Raw genomic sequence first — 18,467 nt, 5'->3', positions numbered from 1 at the left:
ACTCCAGGACGGTGCACGGCCGGGCGAGGCCCTCCTTCCTGTTCACCGTGCCGGGGATTCTGAGGACGCGGGCGAGGTCGCCGACTCCTGCGCCGTAGTGGTAGCCGAGCTTTTCGGATCCGGCTTGTACGGCGTGCTGCCAGCGTGCGGTGAGGGTGGCGATGTCGTCGAGGTCGTTGCTGATGGTGTGCGGCGTGGCCAGGAGCCACCAGGGGTAGGTGCCGCCGCCGGAGTGGATCCACATGGTGGGTTCGGGGAGTCCGGCGGCAGCGATGATGTGGCGTGCGGTGTCGAGGTCGGGGGGTAGCGGGAGCCGCTTGTGGTTGTGGCCCTTGGAGCAGTCGGTAGGGCACACCTCGTGTTTGTGGCCGGCCCGGCGATGTCGATGTCGGCCCAGAAGCCGGGCAGGGTGAGGGAGTCGGCGGCGCCGCCTCGTGCGTCTCGGGCGGGTGCGGACTTGAGGGTGGTGACGCGGGCGTAGATGCCTTGTTTGCCCTGCTGGTCGAGGCGGCCGACGTAGGCGGTGGCTGCCTGGATGCCGGGCTCGTCGGTGGCGAAGTAGGCGCCAGCCCATGCGTCGGTGGCGACGATGTTGAGGAGGCCCGGGGCGCTTCCGTGGAGCGTGGTGAGCCACGCGCGGACCTGGGTGAGGTCGGCGCGTGGTGGTGCGTCGTCGTGCTGGGAGGCGTTCAACCGGGTCCCCCTCGTGGTGCGATGGCGCTCGGGTCGGGTGTCAGGTGTGGGGTTGTGCGGGTTGGCGCCATCGGTGTCGGTGGTGGGTTAGAAGAGGGCGTCTTGGGCGCGGGTGGTGGGGGGTTCCTCGGTGAGGGGTCCGGCTTCGCGGGCTTTCTGCCGGTGGCGTGGTGCGCAGTCGTCGCAGGTGAGGGCGCTGTAGCAGGTGCGCCCGGGCCGCCGACCGGTGATGATCAGCGTTGCGACGCGAGGGCAGGTGGAGCACCGGCTGACCCATTCCATGAGCGTCTCCGCGGTTCAGGGCGCTGGTGGAGATGTGATGTCTTGCGACCGAAGTTCGTACGATGGCCGCCACCTGCGGGTTCTGCTGGCCGCGTCTGCCTAGTGCGTTACTGGTGGCCTGTGGCTCTGTCCGTTTACGCAGGTGGGGCGATGTGAGGTGCTTCGGTCGCAAGCTGTCAATTCGGCAGTGGCGTGTCGGCCAGCCCCAGCGTTCGCGTTCGGTGTGTCTGCCGCTCTGGTGGCCGTACCGGGTGCACGGCTCTGAGAGCTCGGCGAGCGTGGGTCCGTTCACGTGTGCCTCCGAAGTCCTCGGAAGGGCCGCACCACGATGCGGCCGTCGGCGTACGCCACGGCGGCGTTGCGGGGCGCCCCGGGCGGCGGGGCCGCCCAGGTGAGCCACGGCGGGCACGGCGGGAGCGGGCGAGGCTTGGAGGGCAGGACGAACCTGCACACCAGCTCGACCCGCTCGCCGCGCAGCAGGTAGGCGCGGGTGGTCACGCGAGCCTCAGCGACATGACGAGCTGCTTGTGGGTGCCGTCCGCCGAGGCGAACAGCGCGGGCTTGGAGTGCCCGACCATGGCGATCGTGGCGTTGCCGTTGATGGCGCCGAGCGCGTCGAGGAGGTACTGCGATTGGAAGGCGATCTCGATGGGGTCGCCCTTCAGCGCGCATTCCAGGGCTTCAGTGCCGCGGCCGATGTCGTCGCCGCCGGCGCGCACGGTGACCTCGCCGTTGGTGAAGGCGAGGCGGACGCCGGTGCCGGTCTTGCGGTCGGCGACGAGCGCGACCCGCTTTACCGCGGCGGCGAGAGCGGCTGCGTCCACGGTGGCCGTGATGGTGGCGTCGTAGGTGACGCGGGGGCGGTAGTCGATGAACTGCTCTTCGAGCAGGCGGATGGTGGTCTGCGTGCTGCTGGTGGTGAAGGCGGCGAGGTGCTCGTTGAGGCCGATGCTGACCTGCCCGTGGCCGAGGCCCTTGGCGATGTCGGCCAGGTGGCGGCCGGGGATGAGCGCGCTGACGCTGGCGTCGGTGGCGGGTTGCCAGGTGGTGTCGGTGACGGCGATCCGGTAGCGGTCGGTGGCGGCGAGGGTGAGGCGTTCGGCGTCGGTGTCGAGCTTGATGCCGGTGAGCATGGGGAGCGTGTCGTCGCGTCCGGCGGCGGGGTGGACCTGGCCGATGGCCACGGCGAGCGTGTCGGCGTCGATGGTCCCGGCGGTGGCGGGCGGTTCGGGGAGGGTCGGGTAGTCGTCGACGGGCAGGGTGCGCAGCTCGAAGTCGGATCGGCCGCAGCGGATGGTGGCCTCGGTGTCGGTGGCGGCGAGCTCGGCGAAGCTGGTGGTGGGCAGGGCCTTGGCGACTTCGGCGAGGAGCCGGCCGGGGAGCAGGAGTTTGCCGGGTTCGGCGATGTCGGCGGGTGCGGTGCCGCGGGCGGAGATGTCGTAGTCGAACGCGGAGACGGTGAGGGTGTCGCCGTCGGCTTCGAGCAGCAGGCCGGACAGGACGGGGACGGTGGGGCCGAGCGGGAGGGCGCGGGCGGTCGACGTGACGAGGTCGGCGAGGAGCTTGGGGTCGACGCTGAGTTTCATGCTGCGGTCCTCTCGGCGGTCAGGTCGGTGAGCGGGAACAGGTCGAGCTGGGCGGCGGCCTGGGCTACGGGCGGGTTGGGGTCGGTGAGGGTGACGTAGGACTCGCAGCGGTGGTTAGCCCTCCATGCGGAGGCCTCTTCGCGGGTGGTGAAGATCGAGGCGTCGTCGTCGGCCTTCTCTTCGGCGAGTGACCAGTCGCAGGTGTGGCAGTGGGCGTCCCAGAGGGGGTAGCCGTCGGCCTTGAGGCAGGGCATGCAGACGGTGCCGCGTTGGGGGTTGAGCCAGCCGGCGCCCTGGACCGGGGCGGGCTGGACGGCGAGGAGTTTCGGGCAGTCCGGCCGGGTGTGGCCGATCGCTCCGGCGGGATACCAGGGCGGATCCAGTCGACGGCCCGCGTGGTGGTGGCGTTCATGCTGCTGCGGTCCTTTCTGCGGTGCGGGCGCGGCGGGTGCTGGCGCGTTCGGGTGGGGTGGTGCCGCCCCAGATGCCGTCGGAGGAGCGGTACGGGTTGGCGAGCGCCCAGGCGAGGCATTCCGCCTGTACGGGGCAGGCGGCGCAGATGCGTTTGGCTGCTTGCACGTCGCGGCGGTGGGGGTGGTACGCGATCGGGAAGAAGACCTCTGCCGGGTAGGCGTGGCAGGCGGCGTTGGGCTCCCAGTTGGGCTGGCTCATGCGCGGCACCCTTCGGCGTGGAGGATGGCACGGAGTCGGAGGCTGATCCATTTGCCGACCGGCGGACTGACGGCGTTGCCGAAGCCGTCGACCTGTTCGCGTGCGGAGCCCCAGACGATGAAGGTGCCCTTGCGGTCGGCGAAGTCGACGTCGAAGCCACAGCCGGCGCCGACCTCGTGCGAGGCCATCATGCGGAAGTAGCAGTCTTCGAGCTTCAGGTCCGCGAGGACTTCACGCCATCTGGCGCCGATCGGGTCGGGGCTGTCCTGCTCGTGCCAGCCGGAGAAGAGCATGCCCTGAGTGACCGCGGACCCGACGACGGTGCCGAGCGGGTCGTCGAGGCCGTGGGCGCGGTACTTCGCCTCGTCGATCGAGCCGTTGTTCTTGATGGTCCCGGCCGCGGTGAGCACGCCCGGGATCTGGTCGGACGTGACGGTCGGCATGGCTTCGGCGTGCGCTGCCGGGGTGGTGTGCTTCCGGAACGGGAGGACGCCGGTCGAGAGCAGCGACAGGGTCTCCGAGCCGCCCTGTGTGGGGAGCGCCTCGTCGGCGCCGCGAGGGGCGCCCTGGAAGTTGTTGACCGCGAGCAGGACTGCCTTCTCGTGCGTGCTCGTGACCGTGTCCATCGGCTGGGTGATGTGCTTGCCGTCGCCGTTGTGCCTGTGCGCGACCATCACCTGCCCGGTCACCAGGGCGGCCGGGGGTGTGAGGAGCGCCTGTGTGTTGGTCGAGGTCTGCGACGGCAGCGGCTCGCCGAGGGTGCGGGTGCGGCAGTCGGAGCCGGGCCGTTCGTAGGTGTTACCTGCGGCGGCGATGAGCGCGCCGGTCGACAGGATCGCGGTCTCCTGTTGGCTCGTCTGCGTCACGAGGGGTTGCCACGGGTGGCGCTCGGACCCGCGCTGGGACTTGGCTGGCATGAGCACGGCGGGGAAGTCGGTGAACCGCTGCCTGCACCGCTCGGCCCTGGCCATGGTGGCTGGCGCGAGCGGGCTCATGATGATCTCGCCGGTGTTCTTGTCCTTGAACTCGCGGAGTGGCTTGTCGCCGATCCTGCTGCCCAGGTTGGACAGGTCGAGCGCGTTTAGCGATGGCGCGTACGGAGGGATCACGACCCGCCTGCAGCTGGGGCATCGGTACTCGTACTGCTTGCCGTAGCGGACGCTGCCGGTGGGCGGGATGCCGGTTTTCCAGGTCCAGCGCGCTTGCACGATGGTGCCGCAGCCGGGGCACCAGGACTCGGGTCGGTGGTCGAGGTCGGGGGTGGGCAGGTTCTTGTCCCAGAAGACGATGTAGAGCCGGTCGCGGGACTGCGGGACGCCGAAGAACATCGAGTTCAGGTACAGAACCCGGTGCCGGTAATTCAGCAGGTCGAACTGCTTGAGCCACCACCGGTAGGTCGTGCCGTCTCCCACCTTTGGGCGATTCGGCAGTGCGGGGCCCCATGAGGTGAGTTCGGTGGTGCACTCGACGAGGATCATGCGGGGGTGGTGCTGGGCGGCGTAGTGCAGGACGCAGTTCGCCGTGGCGCGGTCACGCTCTGATCGGGTGACGCGCTCCTCGAACTCGGGGTCGTCGAGGTCGAAGAGCGAGAGGTGCTGCTCGTATGCCTTCTGGGTGTTGGCCTGGGAGTGGTTGACGCAGCTGACGCCGGCGACGAGGAGGTCGGCCGGGGGGAGGTCGCGGGCGGAATGGTAGTCGGACGATTCCGGGTCGACCAGGTCCGCGATCCAGTGCTCGGCGTGCGGGTGGTTGGCTTCGTGGACTTCGACTTTGTAGGCGTTGTGGTTCGCCGCCATGATCGTGGTGAAGCCCGCGAGTTCGATGCCCTGTGTGAGCCCGCCGAAGCCGCTAAAGAGGTCAACGGCGATGAGGTCGTCGTGGCGCCACCGGCGGGGGCGGACAGCGGGGCGGTGTGTCGCCACGCGGTGCGGCTGCTTGGTTCGGCGGCTCATGCGGACACCGCCCTGAGCTTGGCCTCGTACCGCCATGCGGTGCGCTCGCTGACGCCGAGCCGGGCGGCGGCGTCGCGGAGGGACATGTATTGCTGGCGGCGGAGTTCGGCGTAGTCCTCGACGCGGGCTGCGGTGGAGAGCCAGGTGCGGAGGGGCGGGTACTGGTCGAGGGTTCCGTAGTAGTCGTTGCGGGCGTAGCAGGTGAAGCAGAGGTGGCGGCCGCCGTGCGAGCTGAGCTGGCCGCAGTCGGCGCAGAGGACTTCGGTGGTGTGCTTGGGTGCGGTCACCGGGCCACCGCCTCGTCGCGGTCGCGGGCCTCGGCTAGGAGCAGCCCATCGAGTCCGGCGAAGTGCAGCAGCAGGTATGCGAACGTGGTGCCGTCCATGGTCACGTACCACTCGGCGGGCGAGCCCTTCATGCGGCGCTTGTGCCAGACGGCGGCGATCTGCGCGTTGTCGTTGTGGCGTTCGAGGTGGGCTTCTTCCAGCCACTCGGCGAGCTTGAGCGTGGCCTGGTTCTTGACCTCGATGACGACGCCGGGGATGCCGGCGATGTCGCCGCGGTCCTTGGTGGCTCCGGCGAGGCGGCGTTCGGCGTGGATGAAGCCGACGCGGCGGAGGTAGTCGACGATGGCTCGTTCGGCGGCGGAGCCCTTGTCTTTGTTGCGGCTCATCGGGTCTCCTGCGGGGCGGTCGGTGCGGGCTGCGGGCGTGGAGTCGGGACGGGCATGTCCGTGGTCGGCCCTGGCCTGCTGGTGAACCAGGCGATGGCGGCGACCAGCACGGCGAGTTGCAGGGCGACGATGAGTGCGATCAGCCAGGGCTCGCAGCGGCGGGCGGCGGCGAGGATGTCCGGCAGGACCGGGCGAGGCTCGACCTCGCTGACCTCCGGTGGGAGATCATGGTTGAGCTGCGCCGCGGCCTGGGCGGAGGCGTTGCTGATGTCATGCATCAGGTGCGGTCCTTCGAGGTCAGGTCGTGGAGTTCGGGGTGGCCGGCGAGCGTTCGCAGGAACGCGGCTTCCGGGTCGAGAGCGAGTTCGCCTTCGGCGCGGAGTCGTGCGAGGTGGGCGCGGGCGGCCCGGTCCCGCTCAGCCCGGCATGCGGCGAGGTGGGGCCGGATGAGTTTGGCGGCGGCCACCGCCGCGAGGGCTGCGGCGGTGGTGAGGAGGCACCAGACGAGGCCGGTCACGGCTGTGTCCTTCGTGGCGTGTGGTGGCCCCTGTAGGGCCGAAGGAGGGCCGCCCGAACCAGGGCGGCCAGGGAGCGGCGGGCGGTGCGTGCCCGCCGCCTCAGCGGCAGGTAGAGGGCGCGGCGGATGTGGGCTCTCGCCGCCGGGCGGAGCCACAGGTATTGGCCGCCCATGACGGCCAGCAGCAGCGCGCCGACGGCGAGCGCGATCACGACGTCGCCGGCTCGTGCGGCTCGGGGCCTGCGGCCGGAGGCTCGATCTGGCCGGTCGTGTCGGCTGGCCCGGCGAGCTCGTACTCCAGGTGGCGGCGCCAGCGTTCGGCGTACGCTCGCGCGGACATCGCGGCGGCGTCGGCTTCGGCCGCGCGGATCAGGTGCTGTTGGGCGATCTCCCGTTCGTGGCCGCCGATGCTGGCCAGCCGGTCGGCCTCCGTCATGGCGGCGGCGTACATGTTGCGGAGGGTGTCGATGATGGTCGGGTCGCCGGTCGGCGCGGGCGCGATGTCGGGTTCGTGGATGGTCATGTCAGGCCGCCGTCTCGTTGTCGTCGACCAGGTCGGCGTCTACGGGGTCTTCGGCCTTCGCGGTCTCGGCTCCAGCGCTTCGATGACGGCGAATGCTTCGTCGAGGGTGAGTTCGTTGCGGGAAGTAACCTGCTGGTCAGCGGGCCGCTGCAGGACCTCGTTGACGAATGCGAGTGCGGCGTCGCGGTCGGTGAGCCCGGCCTCGCGCATGGCCGCGCCCATCTTCTTGAGCTGCGCCGGGGAGATCATGCGCTCTGCGGTGTCCGTGGTGGGCGCGACCTCGGGCGCGGGACCGTTCCCGGCGGGGGCGGCAGGCTCGGCGGGAGCTACCGCGCCGCGGATCGTCTGCCCCGGCGCGTTGGGCCGGGCAGCCGCCGTGGTGACCACCACAGACCCGTCGGCGTTGACCTCCGCGCCGAGCTCCTCCGGCGTGTAGCCGACGCCGCGGAGCGCCTCCTCACACGCCTCTCGGGCGACCTCGGATATGGCGCGGGCCTTGAGCATCGCCTCCGGGTAGTTCTTCCACACCTGCTTGCTGGTGAGCCCGGCGTCGCTGGCGCGTCGCATGGTCCACTCGGCGCGGAACTCGAAGTCGGGGTCGTCGCGGCGGTGGATCGTCGCGATCGCCTTGACGACCTGGCCATTTTGGTCACGCTCGACCCAGACGCGCAGCTTGTGCCCGGCGTCGCGGACCAGGGCGGAGATGAGGCCGGCGGAGGCGGAGGCGCGGCCGTCGATGATGTGGACGCCGAGGATGGCGGCCATGGTGGAGATGCCGAGCGATTTGCCGAACTCCACCGCGTACAGGACGTTGCCGGGCTGGCCTTGGTACTGCTTGGGCAGCAGGTTGGACACGGAGAGCGCCTTGGCGTACTCCTGTCGCTCGGGCAGGGAGTCTTCGCGGACGGCGGGCAGGTTGGCGATGGTCATGCGGTGGCTCCGATCAGCTCGGCGAGGTTGGGCAGGTTGCGGCCGGCGACTAGGTACGGCGTGCCGCCGTTCTTGGTCTGGCGGGTGGCGATGGTCTTGCCGCGCCAGCGGGCGCGGCGGGCGGTGCCCATCGCGATGGCGAGCCGGGACTTGGCCGCGGTGTGGCGGGCTTCCGCCGTCTTCGCTTCGGCGAACGAGGCCAGATATTCGGTGGCGGTGTCGTCGTCGAGGTCGATGTCGTCGTCGGCGATGTCCGGGTGCAAGGCCGTACGGCGGCGTAGGTGGCCGGGTGCGGGTCAAGGTCGGGCATCTCGCGCCACAGCAGCGAGTCGAGGAAGTCGTCGGCCGCTTGCCGGAGCAGGGCGGCGTCGGCAGGGTCGTAGTCGACGACGTACTCGGCGCTGGAGTCGCCCGCCGAGGACGGCGATGTGGGCGCGCGGCAGGCCGAGCACGTCGAGGTACCACTGCACTTGAGTGCGGTAGTAGAGCGGGATTTCGTCGGTGCCTGGCTCGCCCCATCCGCTGCCGTCGGCGTCGGTTTTGATCTCCAGGAGTGCGGAGACTTCGACGTCGTACCAGCCGACCGGCATGTTGTCCGGGAGGGCGTGGTAGCGGATGAGCCGGTCGGGGTTGGCCAGGTGGTGCGCCCGGCTCTGGTGGACGTAGGTGCCCGCCTCGAAGATGTCCCAGTCGGGGTGCTGGTCGGCGAACCATGCCGCGACGGACGGTTCGAGGTAGTGGCCGCGCGCCATCTCGCTGGTCTGCTCGGGCTGTGGTGTTAGGCCGGCCATCTCGCACCACAGCGAGTAGGGCGACTCCCACGGGGAGATGCCCAGCACGGCGGCGATGCGTGAGCCCGTGAGCTTGCCCTGGCGTGCCTTGTGCCACTCGGGGTCCGCTGGTGTCCACCGGCCGACGTATCGACCGGTGGGCGTGCGGAGGGCTTCGTGGATCACGTGCCCTGCTCCTCGAAGTAGTCGCGGTTGGCGTCATGGCCGATGTCGGGCCCGCCGCGCACGCTCGGCCGGGCGGCGCGCTCCTGGGTGGCGTCGCGCCAGTTGAGGAGCTCGGTGGTGGGCGAGCGCAGCGGCTCGACGGCGGCCGGGTCGACTTCGGTGGTGAGGAAGTCGGCGAACCGGCGGGCTTCCTGCTCGTCGTCGAACGGGCCGTATGGGATCCGCTGCTCGACCAGGCGGACGATCCACTTCATGAGCAGCCCTTCCGGCAGCTGGTGGTGGTGCGCGGGTTGACGGCGCCGCAGCGGCACACCCAGGTGGAGGGGGGTGCCGGGCGGCAGCCACGGGGACGGAGGCTTCTTCGCCATCACCGGCCACCCCGCTTGCCGTCCTTGACGATCACCTGGTGGGCGCGGCCGCGGGCGTTGACGTCCTGGTAGCGGACCGCGAGCCCGCCCGCGACGGGGCGAGCGTCGAGGATGCGCACCGGGCGGCCGCCGTTCCAGTCGGGGCGGGTGACGATGTCGCCGGTGCTCATCGGCTGGCCTCGCTGTCCTCGCGGGCGAGCCAGTCGGCGACGCGGATGCAGTCGACGGTCGCGCCGTCGGGGACGTAGATGGTGCCGGTGGCGGGCTCGTCGTGGGGGCTGCAGTCGATCTGCTGCCAGTTGACGACGTGCTCGCCGTTGTCGGCCCGGTTGATGCTGGTGATGGTGGCGATGACGCCGTCGACGGCGATGATGTGGCCGCGGTGCCCGGCGCGCATGGCGTCGCCGGCGACGGGCACGGTCTGCAGGGCGGTGGCGGTGGTGTTCACTGGCTCACCGCCGCGGGCTGCTCGGCGACCGCCTCGGAACCGTTCATGCAGCTGCACCCGTGCTCGTCGCACGCGTTCGGCCACTTGTTCGTCCGCTTCTCGCGGTCGTAGTAGCGTCGGCCGGTGTGCGCGTCGTTGAGTAGGTGTCCGCACTGGCACTTGGCGCGCTCGTCCTGGTCGGAGTCCCAGAAGTAGTCGGCCTTGTCGGCGGAGACGACGGCCTCGATGTTGTAGCCGACGCAACTGCCCGGGCCGATGTTGCTCTCCCCGTCGTGCATCATCTGTGCGGCTTCGTCAGCGTTCTCCGCCTTGACCTTGTACTCGAAGTCGAGCGTGGCCCGGATGATGAAGGTCTTCTCGGTCATCGGTTCACCCCCAGGGCGGCGAGGCGGAGGATGTGGGCGACGAGGTCGCGGGGCCGGGTGACGTCCCACAGCGGCAGGTCGCGCGGGTGCCGGTTGAGGGTGGTGGCGAGCTGCTTGACGGCCTGCTCGGCGAGCGCCTGGTCGCGGGTGGCTAGGTGGAGCGCCTCGACCAGGGACGCGTTGTAGGGGCCGCCGATGAGGTCGGCCATCTTGCGCAGCACCTGGCTGGCGGCGTCGGTGGCCGTGGTGGTGAGGGTGAGCGTGGTCATCAGACCGTCACCCCCGCGGCGACCTCGAAGGGGCGGAGGTCGGCGATGGCGACCAGCTCCTCGTGGGCGGGCTCGTCGCGCCATCCCGCGAGGTCGACCATGCCGCCGCCGTTGCGGCCGATGGTGGGCACCATGCGCACGTCGGGGCGGTGGATCCAGACGGTGTCGTCGTCCTCGTAGCCACGGACGATCCAGATGCCGTCGATGCCGTTCCAGGTGACGGTGTCGCCGTCGGTGGGCGTCCACTGCTCGGCGGCGAGGCGGGCGCCCTGGGCGCGGGTCAGGATGTGGTTGCGGGCCTGTCCGGCGACCTTGACGCGGGGGTCGAAGGCGTCGTTCTTGGCGAGGTCGATGGCCTCGCGGGGGGTGACGTCGAAGAGGCGGGTGATGAGGGCGGCGAGGAGCATGGTGTTCTGGTGGCCGCCGCCGTTGTCGAGGTTGTGCTCGTCGACGTAGGTGGCGAGCGTTTCGATGATCTGGTCAGCGGTGCTGACCTTGTCCGCTGTGGCGGGTGCGAGAATCGTGGTCACGATCCGCGTCCTTTCGAGAGTGAGGTTGTGGGTCGAGCGGGGCCCGGCCGGTTGCGTCGGTGCGGGTCCCGCGCCGCCGCCTGATGTCAGGGCGTGGCGGGTTCGGGGTCGAGCGCGGTGGTGGGGGCGTCGTAGCCGAGCACGCGCAGCAGCTCCGTTTTCGGGACGACGTAGGCGCCGCCGAGTCGCAGCACGCGGCACGGGAACTGCTTCTTGCGTGCGAGTTCGTGGGCCTTGGTGCGTCCCATGCACAGGGCGCGGCCGGCTTCGACGAGCGGGACGCTCACCGGTAGGGCGCGGAGTTCGTCTTCCGTCATGCGGGGCTTCTCTGTGCTCACGCTTGCCTCCCTGTCAGCAGGTGGTGACGGGGGTGGCGGATTCGGAGCGGGCGAGGTAGTCGCTGACGGACTGCCGGTAGACCTTGCGCCGGGTGAGGACGAGCGTCGAGTCGAGGTCTCCGCTGCTGATGAGCTTTTCGACTGACTTCTTGGAGATGCCGAGGATGCGCATGACGTCGGGGATGTCGTAGAAGAGCGGGTCCCCTCCGCAGGTGCAGCCTCCGCAGACGCATGTGGTCCGCTGGGCGGTGGTGGTTGCCATAGCAGAAGCATGTACGCGTACCTACGCGCTTGTGCGCGCATCCTTTACCTTGGGTTAGCTTCGGGAAATCCTTACTGGGCGGCGACTCTCGGGCTCAACCGATTGTTGACGTGCGCGTACATCCGATAGGGTGCGCGTAGGTGCGTAGAATCACGCATCCCGGACGTGTGGAGAGTGGTAGAACCGTGGCTACCAACCCCGTGCCGCCCGAGGCGCAGCTCATCCGCGAGCGCCGCAAGGATCGTCTGCCACCCCTGTCAGTGCGCGACGCCGCCGCAGCGGCGACCGCCGCAGGAGTGTCAATGTCCGAGGCGGGATGGCGCAGCATCGAAAGCGGCCGCTATGACGGCCCGCCGGACAAGATTGCGATCATGTCGGCGGTCGTCGGTATCGCGCCCGACGAGCTGGCGGATCTAGGCCGGCGCGCGAAGCGTGCGAACGTCACAGAGGCCGCGAGCCTGCTGGAGTCGCACCTGCGCCGGCGGGCAGCAGCCGAGCCGTCGATGGCGGCCATCAACACCGAGAGCGTGCCCGAGCGGGTGCTGCAAATGATCCTGGAGGGGATCGACGACATTCGTGCCGCCGAAGGGCTGACCAATGCCCAGAAATCCTCTCTAGAGCAATCCCTAATTCAGGCCGTCACGCAATCCGTGAGCGGTCAGATTGTCCAGATTCGCACCACTTTGGAAATTCTGGAGGAAAAGTCCAGGCAGAGGTCCCCGTAACGTGCAGGTAACCTCCCAGCTACCACCTCTATCCATATCCGAGATTCGGTCATATTGTGTCCTGACCGGACGCGGGGGGACGACGGGGTCGTAACTGGTTGGAGGGGATAGTGAGTAAAAACAAGCGGAATGCGGTCGCGGCTGCTGCCGGGGCCGGGTGGGCGACGGCGCTGGCCATCATTATTGGAACGTTCTTCGAACTTTCCTTGATCGTGGAGTCTCCGGCCCTGCTGTCGCGCATCTTCTCTCTGGTCGCCCTGGCTGCGGCTGTCCTGACCTGCGGCCTGTGGTTCGAGCGCAGCCTCCGCAGGCGACCGGCGCCGGTCCTGCCGCTGCCGGTGGAGACGGCGTACAGCCTGGGCATGAAGGCGGGCGCGAAGCTCCAAGGGCTGCACCTGGCGGACCTCACGCTGAAGGATCCGCTCGCTGGTCTCGGCGAGCACATAATCAATGGCAACGGGCAGCAGGACACGCCGCCGTTCGGGTTGCCTCGCCTGCGGTAGCGGCGATTCCTCATCGGAGAGGCCCGTCGATTTTCCCGAAGTAGCCGTGGACGCAAGGGGAAATGATCGTGACCGGTAACCCGTTCAAACGTTGCAAATGCCGGGCCGCAGACGGCAAGGACCTGGAGTCCAGGTGCCCGAAGCTGCGTCGTAAAGACGGCTCGTGGAACCCGAACCATGGCACGTGGTACGGCAAGGAAGAACTACCGGCGCGGCCTGACGGTAAGCGTCATTACCTGAAGCTCGGCGGGTTCGCCACCGAGGCTGAGGTGGTCGAGCGGTACCAGGCGATCGGGCGGCTGCTCGACATCCCGGACGCCGGCCCGGAGGGGCATGAGGCGCGGATGGAGATCCTCGCCATGGTGAAGGCGGCGCACCGGAAGCGGGCGCCGATGCCGGACTACGAGGAGCTCCACAAGAAGTATCGGGCCGGGCAGCCGCTCCAGTCGATGACGTTCGGCGAGTACTGGGAGCAGTGGGTGGCCCGCCGGCGAAGGCTCAAGGACATCCGCGAGTCGACGCTGCTCGGATATGTGTCGCACTGGGAGACGCACATCCGCGAGGTGCTGGCTGGCGTGCGGTTGGATCGCCTGTTTGTGCCGACCGTCGAGGCGGTGTTCGCGCGGATCGACGAGAAGAACGCTGCCCTGCTGGCCGCGCGCGATTCGGACGATCCGCAGGTGCGGGCCGGCGTGCGGGGGAAGCGGCCGACGGGGCCGGTGACGAAGCGACGATCCGTACCGTGCTGGCCGACGCGGAGCGGGAGCACCTGGTGTCGTTCAACGCCGCGGCGCTGCTGAAGCTGGACGGCGGGCAGAAGGCGAAGGGTGTGGTGTGGACGCGGCCGCGCGTGGAGGCGTTCGAGGCGGCGTACGAGAAGCGGCTGGCCGCTGAGCGGGCCGCGCGGCCGAAGGCGCGGCAGCGGCTGGAGCGGTTCAAGGTGTGGCTGGCCACGTCGCGGCCGTCGCCGGTGATGGTGTGGACGCCGGCGCAGCTCGGCGCGTTCCTGGACCACGCCGCTGGGGATCGGCTGTACGCCCTGTACCACCTGGTCGCGTTCCGTGGGTTGCGGCGTGGTGAGGCGTGTGGTGCCCGCTGGGTGGACGCTGACCTGGACGAGGGGTTGCTGGCCACGGCCAAGCAGCTGGCCAACGTTGGCCGTCAGGTGAAGGAGGGGGCGCCGAAGACGGCTGCGTCGGATGCGGTGGTGGCGCTCGATCAGGGCACGGTGGGCGTGCTGCGGGCGCACCGCAAGCGGCAGTTGGAGGAGAAGCTGGCGTTCGGCGCGTCCTGGATCGACAGGGGCCGGATCTTCACGCGGGAGAACGGGGCGGAGCTGACCCCGGACTGGGTGTCGGAGCATTTCGAGCGGCTCGTCTTCGGGGCCGGGCTGCCGCCGATCCGTCTGCACGACCTTCGCCATGGCGCGGCGACGTTGTCGCTGGCGCCGGGGAATGACATGAAGACGACGTCGCAGATGTTGCGCCACTCCAGTTTGTCGATCACGGCGGACTTGTATACGACGGTGCTTCCGGAGGTGGCTCGGGAAGCGGCGGAGGCGAGCGTGGTTCTGGTGCCTCGCGCGGTCGCGGTGGGGGAGGCGTCTGAAACTGGCGGTTCCCTTTCGGTCCCCCTTAGGGCGGTTGACCGACCCACGGATTGACGCGCGGTTGCTGCACCGCTGGTGGAGTGAGTAGGGCGGGTGGGACTTGAACCCACGACCCACGGATTATGAGTCCGATGCTCTAACCGGCTGAGCTACCGCCCCTTGATTCAGTTGTGTGGCGTGCGGCAGGGCGACGTGAGGATCGTGATGAGGCCCCGCGCATGGCTAAGGCTAGAGCATCGGATCCGGTTGCGGCGTCCGGCCGAACGGGAGACAGGTCTCCGCCGACATCATTCCATGCCGGACCCCGTACGGGGAGTGCGGCTTGATCACATTCGCGGCACTGGTAGGTGCGTGCGCGGGTTGGCTGGTGATGTGACACGTATGTTCGGCGGGGTAGGGGGAACGCATGACGACCATGGGAATCGATCCGGCGCAGCTCAGCGACGAGGACGTCATCCGCGAGCTGCGGCAACTGCACGTGACCAGGAGTGACACTTTCTTCCACGGTTCGGACGACGCGCTGGCGACGCACACCCAACGGACGAATGAGCTGGAAGCCGAGTATTTGCGGCGGTATCCGGCGCGCGAGGTGGATCCGGGCCGGTTGCGAGAGGGAGCGAGGCAGCGCTGATGAGTGAGGGCCATGATGTCCAGGCCCTGTCGGACGTGGACATCCATGTGTACGAGGCCGTGGCCTCGCAGACCGTCGAGTCGGGTGGCGCCGGCATGGACGGGCTGGTGCGCGCCTGCGGGCTGACCGAGGAGGAGGTCCGCCACAGCGTCACCAAGCTGGTGGAGCACGGGTACGTGGTGCCGCGGGGTGACGGTTACGGCCTCGGGCCCCACACGTTCGAGGTGGAGTACTGAGGGCTGGGCCTCGGGTCGTCCGTGGAGTAGCCGCCGGGTTCGGCTGAGCTGAGTCCCGGTTCAGATTCGGCGGATGCGGGACCAGGCCACGAAGGCGCCGCCGAATACTGCCATGGCCAGGCCCGTCCACAGGTTGACGGCGTCGCCGAAGGCGCCGGCGACGACCAGGATCACGCCGTACACCAGGAACAGGCCGCCGATCACCATGCGGATGTCGCTCACAGCATCACTCCGTACATCAAGGCCGCCAGGGCGACGGCGCCCGCGCCGAGCAGCACGGGAGAGCGGTACCAGCGGGCGTCCCCGGCCAGCGCGTCGTCCTCCACGTCCACCGCGCTGAGCCCGTACACCAGCCCGCGCAGCTCCGAGTCGGGTTTGCGCGTGGTGACGAGCGTGACGGCCACGGACACCAGCACGTTCACGGCGAAGGCCAGGCCGGCGCCCCAGAAGCTGGCGTTCAGCTCGGTGCCGAAGTTCACCAGCCCCGCCTTGTACGAGACGTACGACGCGAATGCCGCCACCGTCCCGGCGAGCAGCCCCCAGAACCCGGCCCAGGCCGTCATCCGACGCCAGAACAGCCCCAGGATGAAGGTGGCGAACAGCGGCGCGTTGAAGAACGAGAACAGTGCCTGCAGGTAGTTCATGATGTTCGAGTAACCGGCGGCGATGAAGGCGGTGCCGACACCCAGCGCCACGCCCGCCACGGTCGCGACCCGGCCGACCCGAAGGTAGTGGCGGTCGCCGCGGTCCGGACGCAGGTGAGCCTGCCAGATGTCGTTGGTGAACACCGTGTTGAACCCGCTGATGTTCGCCGCCATCCCCGCCATGAACGACGCCAGCAGCCCGGTCACCGCCACCCCCAGCACGCCGTTCGGCAGCAGGTCGCGCATCAGCAGCGGGATCGCGTCGTTGTAGTCGCGACTCTGGCCCCACCCGCCGAACAGCACGAGCGCGATCGTCCCGGGCAGCACCGTCACCAGCGGGATGAGGATCTTCGGGTAGGCGGCGACGATGGGGGTCAGCCGGGCCGCGTTCGTGTTCCTGGCCGACAGGGCGCGCTGCACCTCGGCGAAGTTCGTCGTCCAGTAGCCGAACGACAACACGAACCCGAGGCCGAACACGATCCCGATCCAGTGCGCCTGCATGGGGTTCTCGCCCGCCGTGTGCGTCCAGGTGTGCAGGCCGCCCTCGCCGAGCGAGCTCTGGCGTACGCGTTCGGCCAGGCCGGAGAAGCCGCCCACGCGCATCAGCCCCAGCACGGTGAGCGGGATCAGCCCCGCGAGGATGACGAAGAACTGCAGCACCTCGTTGTAGATCGCCGAGGAGAGCCCGCCGAGCGTGATGTACGCCAGCACGATCACCGCCGAGACGACCACCGACACCGGCAGCGGCCAGCCGAGCAGCGCCTCCATGACCAGGGCGAGGGCGTAGAGGTTCACTCCGGCGATGAGGATCTGCGCGACCGCGAACGTGACGGCGTTCAATAACTGCGTGGCCCCGTTGAAGCGCCGCCGCAGGAACTCCGGCACGCTGCGCACACTTCGCTACCCAGGAAAACCGCGCTGTCACGCCTGGCCGGGGAGCGGGCGCGGTCATAGGGTCGAGGTGTGGACGTCGCCGACCTGAGCCCCGCGCAGGCGCGGGAGCGCTTCCGCAGCGGCGAGCGGGTGCCGACCGCTGGCTGGTGCCGGGGCTGGACGCAGGCCAATCTCATCGCCGTGCCGAAGCGGCTGCGGTACGAGCTGCTGCTGTTCGCCCATCGCAATCCGCAGGCGTGCCCCGTGCTCGACGTGGGGGAGCCGGGATCCTGGTCCACCCGGTTGTTCCCGGGTGACCTGCGTACCGACCTGCCCGCCTATCGGCTCTACCGCGACGGTGCGGCGGTCGCGGATCTCGGCGAGGTGGCCGGGGAGTGGCGTGCGGACCTGGTGCCGTTCCTCATCGGGTGCAGCTTCACGTTCGAGCGGGCGCTGCTGGCCGCGGGGGTGCCGGTGCGGCATCTGGAGGCGGGGGTGAACGTGCCGATGTACGTCACGAACGTCCCCTGCGAGGCCACCGGCAGCCTGTCGGGGCCGCTGGTCGTGTCGATGCGGCCGGTGCCGGAGCACCTGGTGAAGACGGCCGTCGAGGTGACCGGCCGCTACCCGATGGTGCACGGCGCGCCCGTGCACGTCGGCGACCCCGGCGCGATCGGCGTCCGCGACCTGGCCCGGCCCGACTACGGCGACGCGGTGGAGGTGCGGCCGGGGGAGGTGCCGCTGTTCTGGGCGTGCGGGGTGACACCGCAGGCGGCGGTGCTGGCCAGCGGCGTCGACTACGCGATCGGCCACCTGCCGGGCCACATGGCCATCCTGGACGCCCGGGACGACGACTACCGCGTCGAATGACTACCGCCGGCGCGGTGGGATGCCCGCCGCGGTGAGTTGCCGCCCGATCGGCGGTGCTCCGCGCCGGTTGTCGATCTCCAGACACGGTACGGCCGGCGGCTCGTCCACCCGGATGTTCCTCAGGTAGTCGTCGAAGGCCGCGAGCTTGCCCGTGTCCCGCCCGAGCCCCCGGGCCGAGAGGCGTTCGCGCAGCGTCGGGCCGTCGGAGCGCACCCACACCAGCCGCACCGGCGGGCCGCCCAGCTCCGCCACCCACTCCGCCCACCGGCCGGCGTGGTGCACCTGCGTGGTGAACGGCCCGTCCAGCAGCACCGGGCAGCCGTGCCCGCGGATCTGCCGGGCGATCCTGGTGAGGCCGCCGTACTCGTGCCTTTTTATGTGCTCGTCGTACCAGGGGCCCTCGCGTTCGCCGTCCGGGCGGCCGTGGGCGCGCAGAACCTCGGCGACGAAGCCGCCGTACACGGTGTCCTTGTCGAGGACGGCGGGCACGGGGGACAGGCGGGCGAGCAGCTCGGCCGCCACCGTCGACTTGCCCGCCCCCGGCGGCCCGCTCACCACCCAGACGGGCGTCACGACACCGCTCTGCTCGCGCGCGGCCCGTCCAGCCCCCACGAGACGATCCTGGAGGGCGTGATCCGGATGATCTCGCGGGAGAAGAACGGCGCGGGCGGCTCCTGGTCGGTCAGCGCCACCGCGGTGCCGCGGATCTCGATGCCCCGAGGCGACCACGGGTCGACCGAGGCCAGGTCGTCCACCACGAACGACACCGTGCTCCCGGCCCGGATGTTCCTGAACTTCTTGGACGCGCCCAGCGCGTGCCCGCCGATCGTGATCGTGCCGCTCGCCGGGTCCACGAAGAAGCCGGTCGGATTGTTCTGCACCTGGCCGTCGGGCGCGACGGTGGCCAGGCGGCCGAGGTGCTGGGTGGCGAGATAGTCGAGTTCCGCTGGGGTGAACGTCATGGCGCCGATTCTGCAACCTTGACGCCGGTGGCGGTCAAGCCGGGTCGAGC

General features: G+C 69.8%; 34 protein-coding genes and 1 tRNA gene. 7 read left to right on the top strand and 28 right to left on the bottom strand.

The window, feature by feature from the left end:
* The 23 genes from E1286_RS24170 to E1286_RS24065 form a co-directional block, all read right to left on the bottom strand.
* Positions 1–355, bottom strand: a 355-nt coding sequence (locus E1286_RS24170) for a RepB family DNA primase (protein ID WP_223190311.1), incomplete at its 3' end; no start/stop codon positions are given.
* A gap of 908 nt (positions 356–1,263) precedes the next feature.
* Positions 1,264–1,473, bottom strand: a complete 210-nt coding sequence (locus E1286_RS24165) for a hypothetical protein (protein WP_132615725.1) — start codon at positions 1,471–1,473, stop codon at positions 1,264–1,266.
* Positions 1,470–2,561 (bottom strand): DNA polymerase III subunit beta, encoded by a 1,092-nt coding sequence (gene dnaN, locus E1286_RS24160; RefSeq protein ID WP_132615724.1) that lies wholly within the window; start codon positions 2,559–2,561, stop codon positions 1,470–1,472. The genes E1286_RS24165 and dnaN overlap by 4 nt, the downstream gene beginning before the upstream one ends.
* Positions 2,558–2,815, bottom strand: a complete 258-nt coding sequence (locus tag E1286_RS24155; protein ID WP_132615723.1) for a hypothetical protein — start codon at positions 2,813–2,815, stop codon at positions 2,558–2,560. Before E1286_RS24155 ends, dnaN begins: the two co-directional genes overlap by 4 nt.
* Before the next feature lie 154 nt (positions 2,816–2,969).
* Positions 2,970–3,233, bottom strand: coding sequence for a WhiB family transcriptional regulator (locus tag E1286_RS24150; protein ID WP_132615722.1), 264 nt, complete (start codon positions 3,231–3,233; stop codon positions 2,970–2,972).
* The gene (locus tag E1286_RS24145) at positions 3,230–5,185 is read right to left on the bottom strand and encodes a DNA cytosine methyltransferase (protein WP_132615721.1); all 1,956 of its coding nucleotides are present in this window, start codon (positions 5,183–5,185) and stop codon (positions 3,230–3,232) included. Before E1286_RS24145 ends, E1286_RS24150 begins: the two co-directional genes overlap by 4 nt.
* Positions 5,182–5,472 (bottom strand): helix-turn-helix domain-containing protein, encoded by a 291-nt coding sequence (locus tag E1286_RS24140; protein ID WP_132615720.1) that lies wholly within the window; start codon positions 5,470–5,472, stop codon positions 5,182–5,184. The genes E1286_RS24145 and E1286_RS24140 overlap by 4 nt, the downstream gene beginning before the upstream one ends.
* The gene (locus E1286_RS24135; RefSeq protein ID WP_132615719.1) at positions 5,469–5,858 is read right to left on the bottom strand and encodes a PDDEXK family nuclease; all 390 of its coding nucleotides are present in this window, start codon (positions 5,856–5,858) and stop codon (positions 5,469–5,471) included. Before E1286_RS24135 ends, E1286_RS24140 begins: the two co-directional genes overlap by 4 nt.
* Positions 5,855–6,136, bottom strand: coding sequence for a hypothetical protein (locus E1286_RS24130; RefSeq protein WP_132615718.1), 282 nt, complete (start codon positions 6,134–6,136; stop codon positions 5,855–5,857). The genes E1286_RS24135 and E1286_RS24130 overlap by 4 nt, the downstream gene beginning before the upstream one ends.
* The gene (locus E1286_RS24125) at positions 6,136–6,375 is read right to left on the bottom strand and encodes a hypothetical protein (RefSeq protein ID WP_132615717.1); all 240 of its coding nucleotides are present in this window, start codon (positions 6,373–6,375) and stop codon (positions 6,136–6,138) included. Before E1286_RS24125 ends, E1286_RS24130 begins: the two co-directional genes overlap by 1 nt.
* Positions 6,372–6,587 carry a hypothetical protein gene (locus E1286_RS24120; protein WP_132615716.1) on the bottom strand — a complete coding sequence of 72 codons (216 nt, stop codon included), beginning with the start codon at positions 6,585–6,587 and terminating at the stop codon, positions 6,372–6,374. The genes E1286_RS24125 and E1286_RS24120 overlap by 4 nt, the downstream gene beginning before the upstream one ends.
* Positions 6,584–6,898, bottom strand: a complete 315-nt coding sequence (locus E1286_RS24115) for a hypothetical protein (protein ID WP_132615715.1) — start codon at positions 6,896–6,898, stop codon at positions 6,584–6,586. Before E1286_RS24115 ends, E1286_RS24120 begins: the two co-directional genes overlap by 4 nt.
* A gap of 39 nt (positions 6,899–6,937) precedes the next feature.
* A complete protein-coding gene (locus tag E1286_RS24110) occupies positions 6,938–7,828 on the bottom strand; it encodes a recombinase RecT (protein WP_132615714.1) in 891 nt (296 codons plus the stop codon).
* A complete protein-coding gene (locus tag E1286_RS24105; RefSeq protein WP_132615713.1) occupies positions 7,825–8,091 on the bottom strand; it encodes a hypothetical protein in 267 nt (88 codons plus the stop codon). The genes E1286_RS24110 and E1286_RS24105 overlap by 4 nt, the downstream gene beginning before the upstream one ends.
* Before the next feature lie 33 nt (positions 8,092–8,124).
* Complete coding sequence (locus tag E1286_RS24100) at positions 8,125–8,784, bottom strand: lambda-exonuclease family protein (RefSeq protein WP_132615712.1); 660 nt, start codon at positions 8,782–8,784, stop codon at positions 8,125–8,127.
* On the bottom strand, positions 8,781–9,152 hold the full coding sequence (locus E1286_RS24095) for a hypothetical protein (protein WP_132615711.1): 372 nt from the start codon (positions 9,150–9,152) through the stop codon (positions 8,781–8,783). The genes E1286_RS24100 and E1286_RS24095 overlap by 4 nt, the downstream gene beginning before the upstream one ends.
* Positions 9,152–9,322, bottom strand: a complete 171-nt coding sequence (locus E1286_RS48050) for a hypothetical protein (RefSeq protein WP_165969886.1) — start codon at positions 9,320–9,322, stop codon at positions 9,152–9,154. The genes E1286_RS24095 and E1286_RS48050 overlap by 1 nt, the downstream gene beginning before the upstream one ends.
* Positions 9,319–9,600, bottom strand: coding sequence for a hypothetical protein (locus E1286_RS24090; RefSeq protein ID WP_132615710.1), 282 nt, complete (start codon positions 9,598–9,600; stop codon positions 9,319–9,321). The genes E1286_RS48050 and E1286_RS24090 overlap by 4 nt, the downstream gene beginning before the upstream one ends.
* Positions 9,597–9,965, bottom strand: a complete 369-nt coding sequence (locus E1286_RS24085; RefSeq protein ID WP_132615709.1) for a hypothetical protein — start codon at positions 9,963–9,965, stop codon at positions 9,597–9,599. The genes E1286_RS24090 and E1286_RS24085 overlap by 4 nt, the downstream gene beginning before the upstream one ends.
* Positions 9,962–10,234 carry a hypothetical protein gene (locus tag E1286_RS24080; RefSeq protein WP_132615708.1) on the bottom strand — a complete coding sequence of 91 codons (273 nt, stop codon included), beginning with the start codon at positions 10,232–10,234 and terminating at the stop codon, positions 9,962–9,964. Before E1286_RS24080 ends, E1286_RS24085 begins: the two co-directional genes overlap by 4 nt.
* On the bottom strand, positions 10,234–10,764 hold the full coding sequence (locus tag E1286_RS24075; RefSeq protein ID WP_132615707.1) for a hypothetical protein: 531 nt from the start codon (positions 10,762–10,764) through the stop codon (positions 10,234–10,236). Before E1286_RS24075 ends, E1286_RS24080 begins: the two co-directional genes overlap by 1 nt.
* Before the next feature lie 86 nt (positions 10,765–10,850).
* Positions 10,851–11,102 carry a DNA-binding protein gene (locus E1286_RS24070; protein ID WP_246075073.1) on the bottom strand — a complete coding sequence of 84 codons (252 nt, stop codon included), beginning with the start codon at positions 11,100–11,102 and terminating at the stop codon, positions 10,851–10,853.
* A 13-nt stretch (positions 11,103–11,115) separates the two neighbouring features.
* Positions 11,116–11,364: a helix-turn-helix domain-containing protein gene (locus E1286_RS24065; RefSeq protein WP_132615706.1), complete on the bottom strand. Its 249-nt coding sequence runs from the start codon at positions 11,362–11,364 to the stop codon at positions 11,116–11,118.
* A gap of 185 nt (positions 11,365–11,549) precedes the next feature.
* On the opposite strand from E1286_RS24065, the gene E1286_RS24060 reads away from it, so the two are divergent.
* From E1286_RS24060 to E1286_RS51335, 4 genes are all read left to right on the top strand, one after another.
* Positions 11,550–12,089, top strand: a complete 540-nt coding sequence (locus E1286_RS24060) for a hypothetical protein (RefSeq protein ID WP_132615705.1) — start codon at positions 11,550–11,552, stop codon at positions 12,087–12,089.
* A gap of 110 nt (positions 12,090–12,199) precedes the next feature.
* Positions 12,200–12,592 carry a hypothetical protein gene (locus E1286_RS24055; RefSeq protein ID WP_132615704.1) on the top strand — a complete coding sequence of 131 codons (393 nt, stop codon included), beginning with the start codon at positions 12,200–12,202 and terminating at the stop codon, positions 12,590–12,592.
* Between the two features lie 62 nt (positions 12,593–12,654).
* On the top strand, positions 12,655–13,392 hold the full coding sequence (locus tag E1286_RS24050) for a hypothetical protein (protein WP_132615703.1): 738 nt from the start codon (positions 12,655–12,657) through the stop codon (positions 13,390–13,392).
* A complete protein-coding gene (locus E1286_RS51335) occupies positions 13,335–14,255 on the top strand; it encodes a tyrosine-type recombinase/integrase (protein WP_132615702.1) in 921 nt (306 codons plus the stop codon). The genes E1286_RS24050 and E1286_RS51335 overlap by 58 nt, the downstream gene beginning before the upstream one ends.
* 31 nt (positions 14,256–14,286) lie before the next feature.
* Here the strand turns inward: E1286_RS51335 and E1286_RS24040 are convergent.
* Positions 14,287–14,360: transfer RNA gene (locus tag E1286_RS24040), tRNA-Ile, on the bottom strand.
* A 247-nt stretch (positions 14,361–14,607) separates the two neighbouring features.
* Between E1286_RS24040 and E1286_RS24035 the strand changes: the two genes are divergently transcribed.
* The gene (locus E1286_RS24035) at positions 14,608–14,832 is read left to right on the top strand and encodes a DUF6158 family protein (RefSeq protein ID WP_132615701.1); all 225 of its coding nucleotides are present in this window, start codon (positions 14,608–14,610) and stop codon (positions 14,830–14,832) included.
* Positions 14,832–15,068: a hypothetical protein gene (locus tag E1286_RS24030; protein WP_132615700.1), complete on the top strand. Its 237-nt coding sequence runs from the start codon at positions 14,832–14,834 to the stop codon at positions 15,066–15,068. The genes E1286_RS24035 and E1286_RS24030 overlap by 1 nt, the downstream gene beginning before the upstream one ends.
* Before the next feature lie 60 nt (positions 15,069–15,128).
* On the opposite strand, the gene E1286_RS48045 is transcribed toward E1286_RS24030, so the two are convergent.
* Both E1286_RS48045 and E1286_RS24025 read right to left on the bottom strand, forming a co-directional pair.
* The gene (locus tag E1286_RS48045; protein WP_165969885.1) at positions 15,129–15,290 is read right to left on the bottom strand and encodes a hypothetical protein; all 162 of its coding nucleotides are present in this window, start codon (positions 15,288–15,290) and stop codon (positions 15,129–15,131) included.
* Positions 15,287–16,606 (bottom strand): sodium:solute symporter family transporter, encoded by a 1,320-nt coding sequence (locus E1286_RS24025; protein ID WP_132615699.1) that lies wholly within the window; start codon positions 16,604–16,606, stop codon positions 15,287–15,289. The genes E1286_RS48045 and E1286_RS24025 overlap by 4 nt, the downstream gene beginning before the upstream one ends.
* A gap of 69 nt (positions 16,607–16,675) precedes the next feature.
* On the opposite strand from E1286_RS24025, the gene E1286_RS24020 reads away from it, so the two are divergent.
* Positions 16,676–17,455, top strand: coding sequence for a putative hydro-lyase (locus tag E1286_RS24020; RefSeq protein WP_223190307.1), 780 nt, complete (start codon positions 16,676–16,678; stop codon positions 17,453–17,455).
* Here the strand turns inward: E1286_RS24020 and E1286_RS24015 are convergent, their stop codons facing one another.
* Both E1286_RS24015 and E1286_RS24010 read right to left on the bottom strand, forming a co-directional pair.
* Positions 17,456–18,067, bottom strand: a complete 612-nt coding sequence (locus E1286_RS24015) for a P-loop nucleotide/nucleoside kinase family protein (protein ID WP_246075072.1) — start codon at positions 18,065–18,067, stop codon at positions 17,456–17,458. It abuts the gene before it with no gap.
* Positions 18,025–18,417: a PPOX class F420-dependent oxidoreductase gene (locus E1286_RS24010; protein ID WP_132615698.1), complete on the bottom strand. Its 393-nt coding sequence runs from the start codon at positions 18,415–18,417 to the stop codon at positions 18,025–18,027. Before E1286_RS24010 ends, E1286_RS24015 begins: the two co-directional genes overlap by 43 nt.
* Positions 18,418–18,467 lie beyond the last annotated feature (50 nt).

The sequence above is a fragment of the Nonomuraea terrae genome (assembly GCF_004348995.1).
In the GTDB taxonomy this organism is placed as follows: Bacteria; Actinomycetota; Actinomycetes; order Streptosporangiales; family Streptosporangiaceae; genus Nonomuraea; species Nonomuraea terrae.
Note: the sequence above shows the minus strand (reverse complement) of the source record. Positions and strands in the feature narration are given on the sequence as shown.

Excerpts from the sequence above, each read along its gene's own strand:
- dnaN (WP_132615724.1), bottom strand. The coding sequence starts at position 2,561 with ATGAAACTCAGCGTCGACCCCAAGCTCCTCGCCGACCTCGTCACGTCG.
- E1286_RS24155 (WP_132615723.1), bottom strand. The coding sequence starts at position 2,815 with ATGCCCTGCCTCAAGGCCGACGGCTACCCCCTCTGGGACGCCCACTGC.
- E1286_RS24150 (WP_132615722.1), bottom strand. The coding sequence starts at position 3,233 with ATGAGCCAGCCCAACTGGGAGCCCAACGCCGCCTGCCACGCCTACCCG.
- E1286_RS24145 (WP_132615721.1), bottom strand. The coding sequence starts at position 5,185 with ATGAGCCGCCGAACCAAGCAGCCGCACCGCGTGGCGACACACCGCCCC.
- E1286_RS24135 (WP_132615719.1), bottom strand. The coding sequence starts at position 5,858 with ATGAGCCGCAACAAAGACAAGGGCTCCGCCGCCGAACGAGCCATCGTC.
- E1286_RS24130 (WP_132615718.1), bottom strand. The coding sequence starts at position 6,136 with ATGCATGACATCAGCAACGCCTCCGCCCAGGCCGCGGCGCAGCTCAAC.
- E1286_RS24115 (WP_132615715.1), bottom strand. The coding sequence starts at position 6,898 with ATGACCATCCACGAACCCGACATCGCGCCCGCGCCGACCGGCGACCCG.
- E1286_RS24110 (WP_132615714.1), bottom strand. The coding sequence starts at position 7,828 with ATGACCATCGCCAACCTGCCCGCCGTCCGCGAAGACTCCCTGCCCGAG.
- E1286_RS24095 (WP_132615711.1), bottom strand. The coding sequence starts at position 9,152 with ATGGCGAAGAAGCCTCCGTCCCCGTGGCTGCCGCCCGGCACCCCCCTC.
- E1286_RS48050 (WP_165969886.1), bottom strand. The coding sequence starts at position 9,322 with ATGAGCACCGGCGACATCGTCACCCGCCCCGACTGGAACGGCGGCCGC.
- E1286_RS24085 (WP_132615709.1), bottom strand. The coding sequence starts at position 9,965 with ATGACCGAGAAGACCTTCATCATCCGGGCCACGCTCGACTTCGAGTAC.
- E1286_RS24080 (WP_132615708.1), bottom strand. The coding sequence starts at position 10,234 with ATGACCACGCTCACCCTCACCACCACGGCCACCGACGCCGCCAGCCAG.
- E1286_RS24065 (WP_132615706.1), bottom strand. The coding sequence starts at position 11,364 with ATGGCAACCACCACCGCCCAGCGGACCACATGCGTCTGCGGAGGCTGC.
- E1286_RS24050 (WP_132615703.1), top strand. The coding sequence starts at position 12,655 with ATGATCGTGACCGGTAACCCGTTCAAACGTTGCAAATGCCGGGCCGCA.
- E1286_RS24035 (WP_132615701.1), top strand. The coding sequence starts at position 14,608 with ATGACGACCATGGGAATCGATCCGGCGCAGCTCAGCGACGAGGACGTC.
- E1286_RS24030 (WP_132615700.1), top strand. The coding sequence starts at position 14,832 with ATGAGTGAGGGCCATGATGTCCAGGCCCTGTCGGACGTGGACATCCAT.
- E1286_RS24010 (WP_132615698.1), bottom strand. The coding sequence starts at position 18,417 with ATGACGTTCACCCCAGCGGAACTCGACTATCTCGCCACCCAGCACCTC.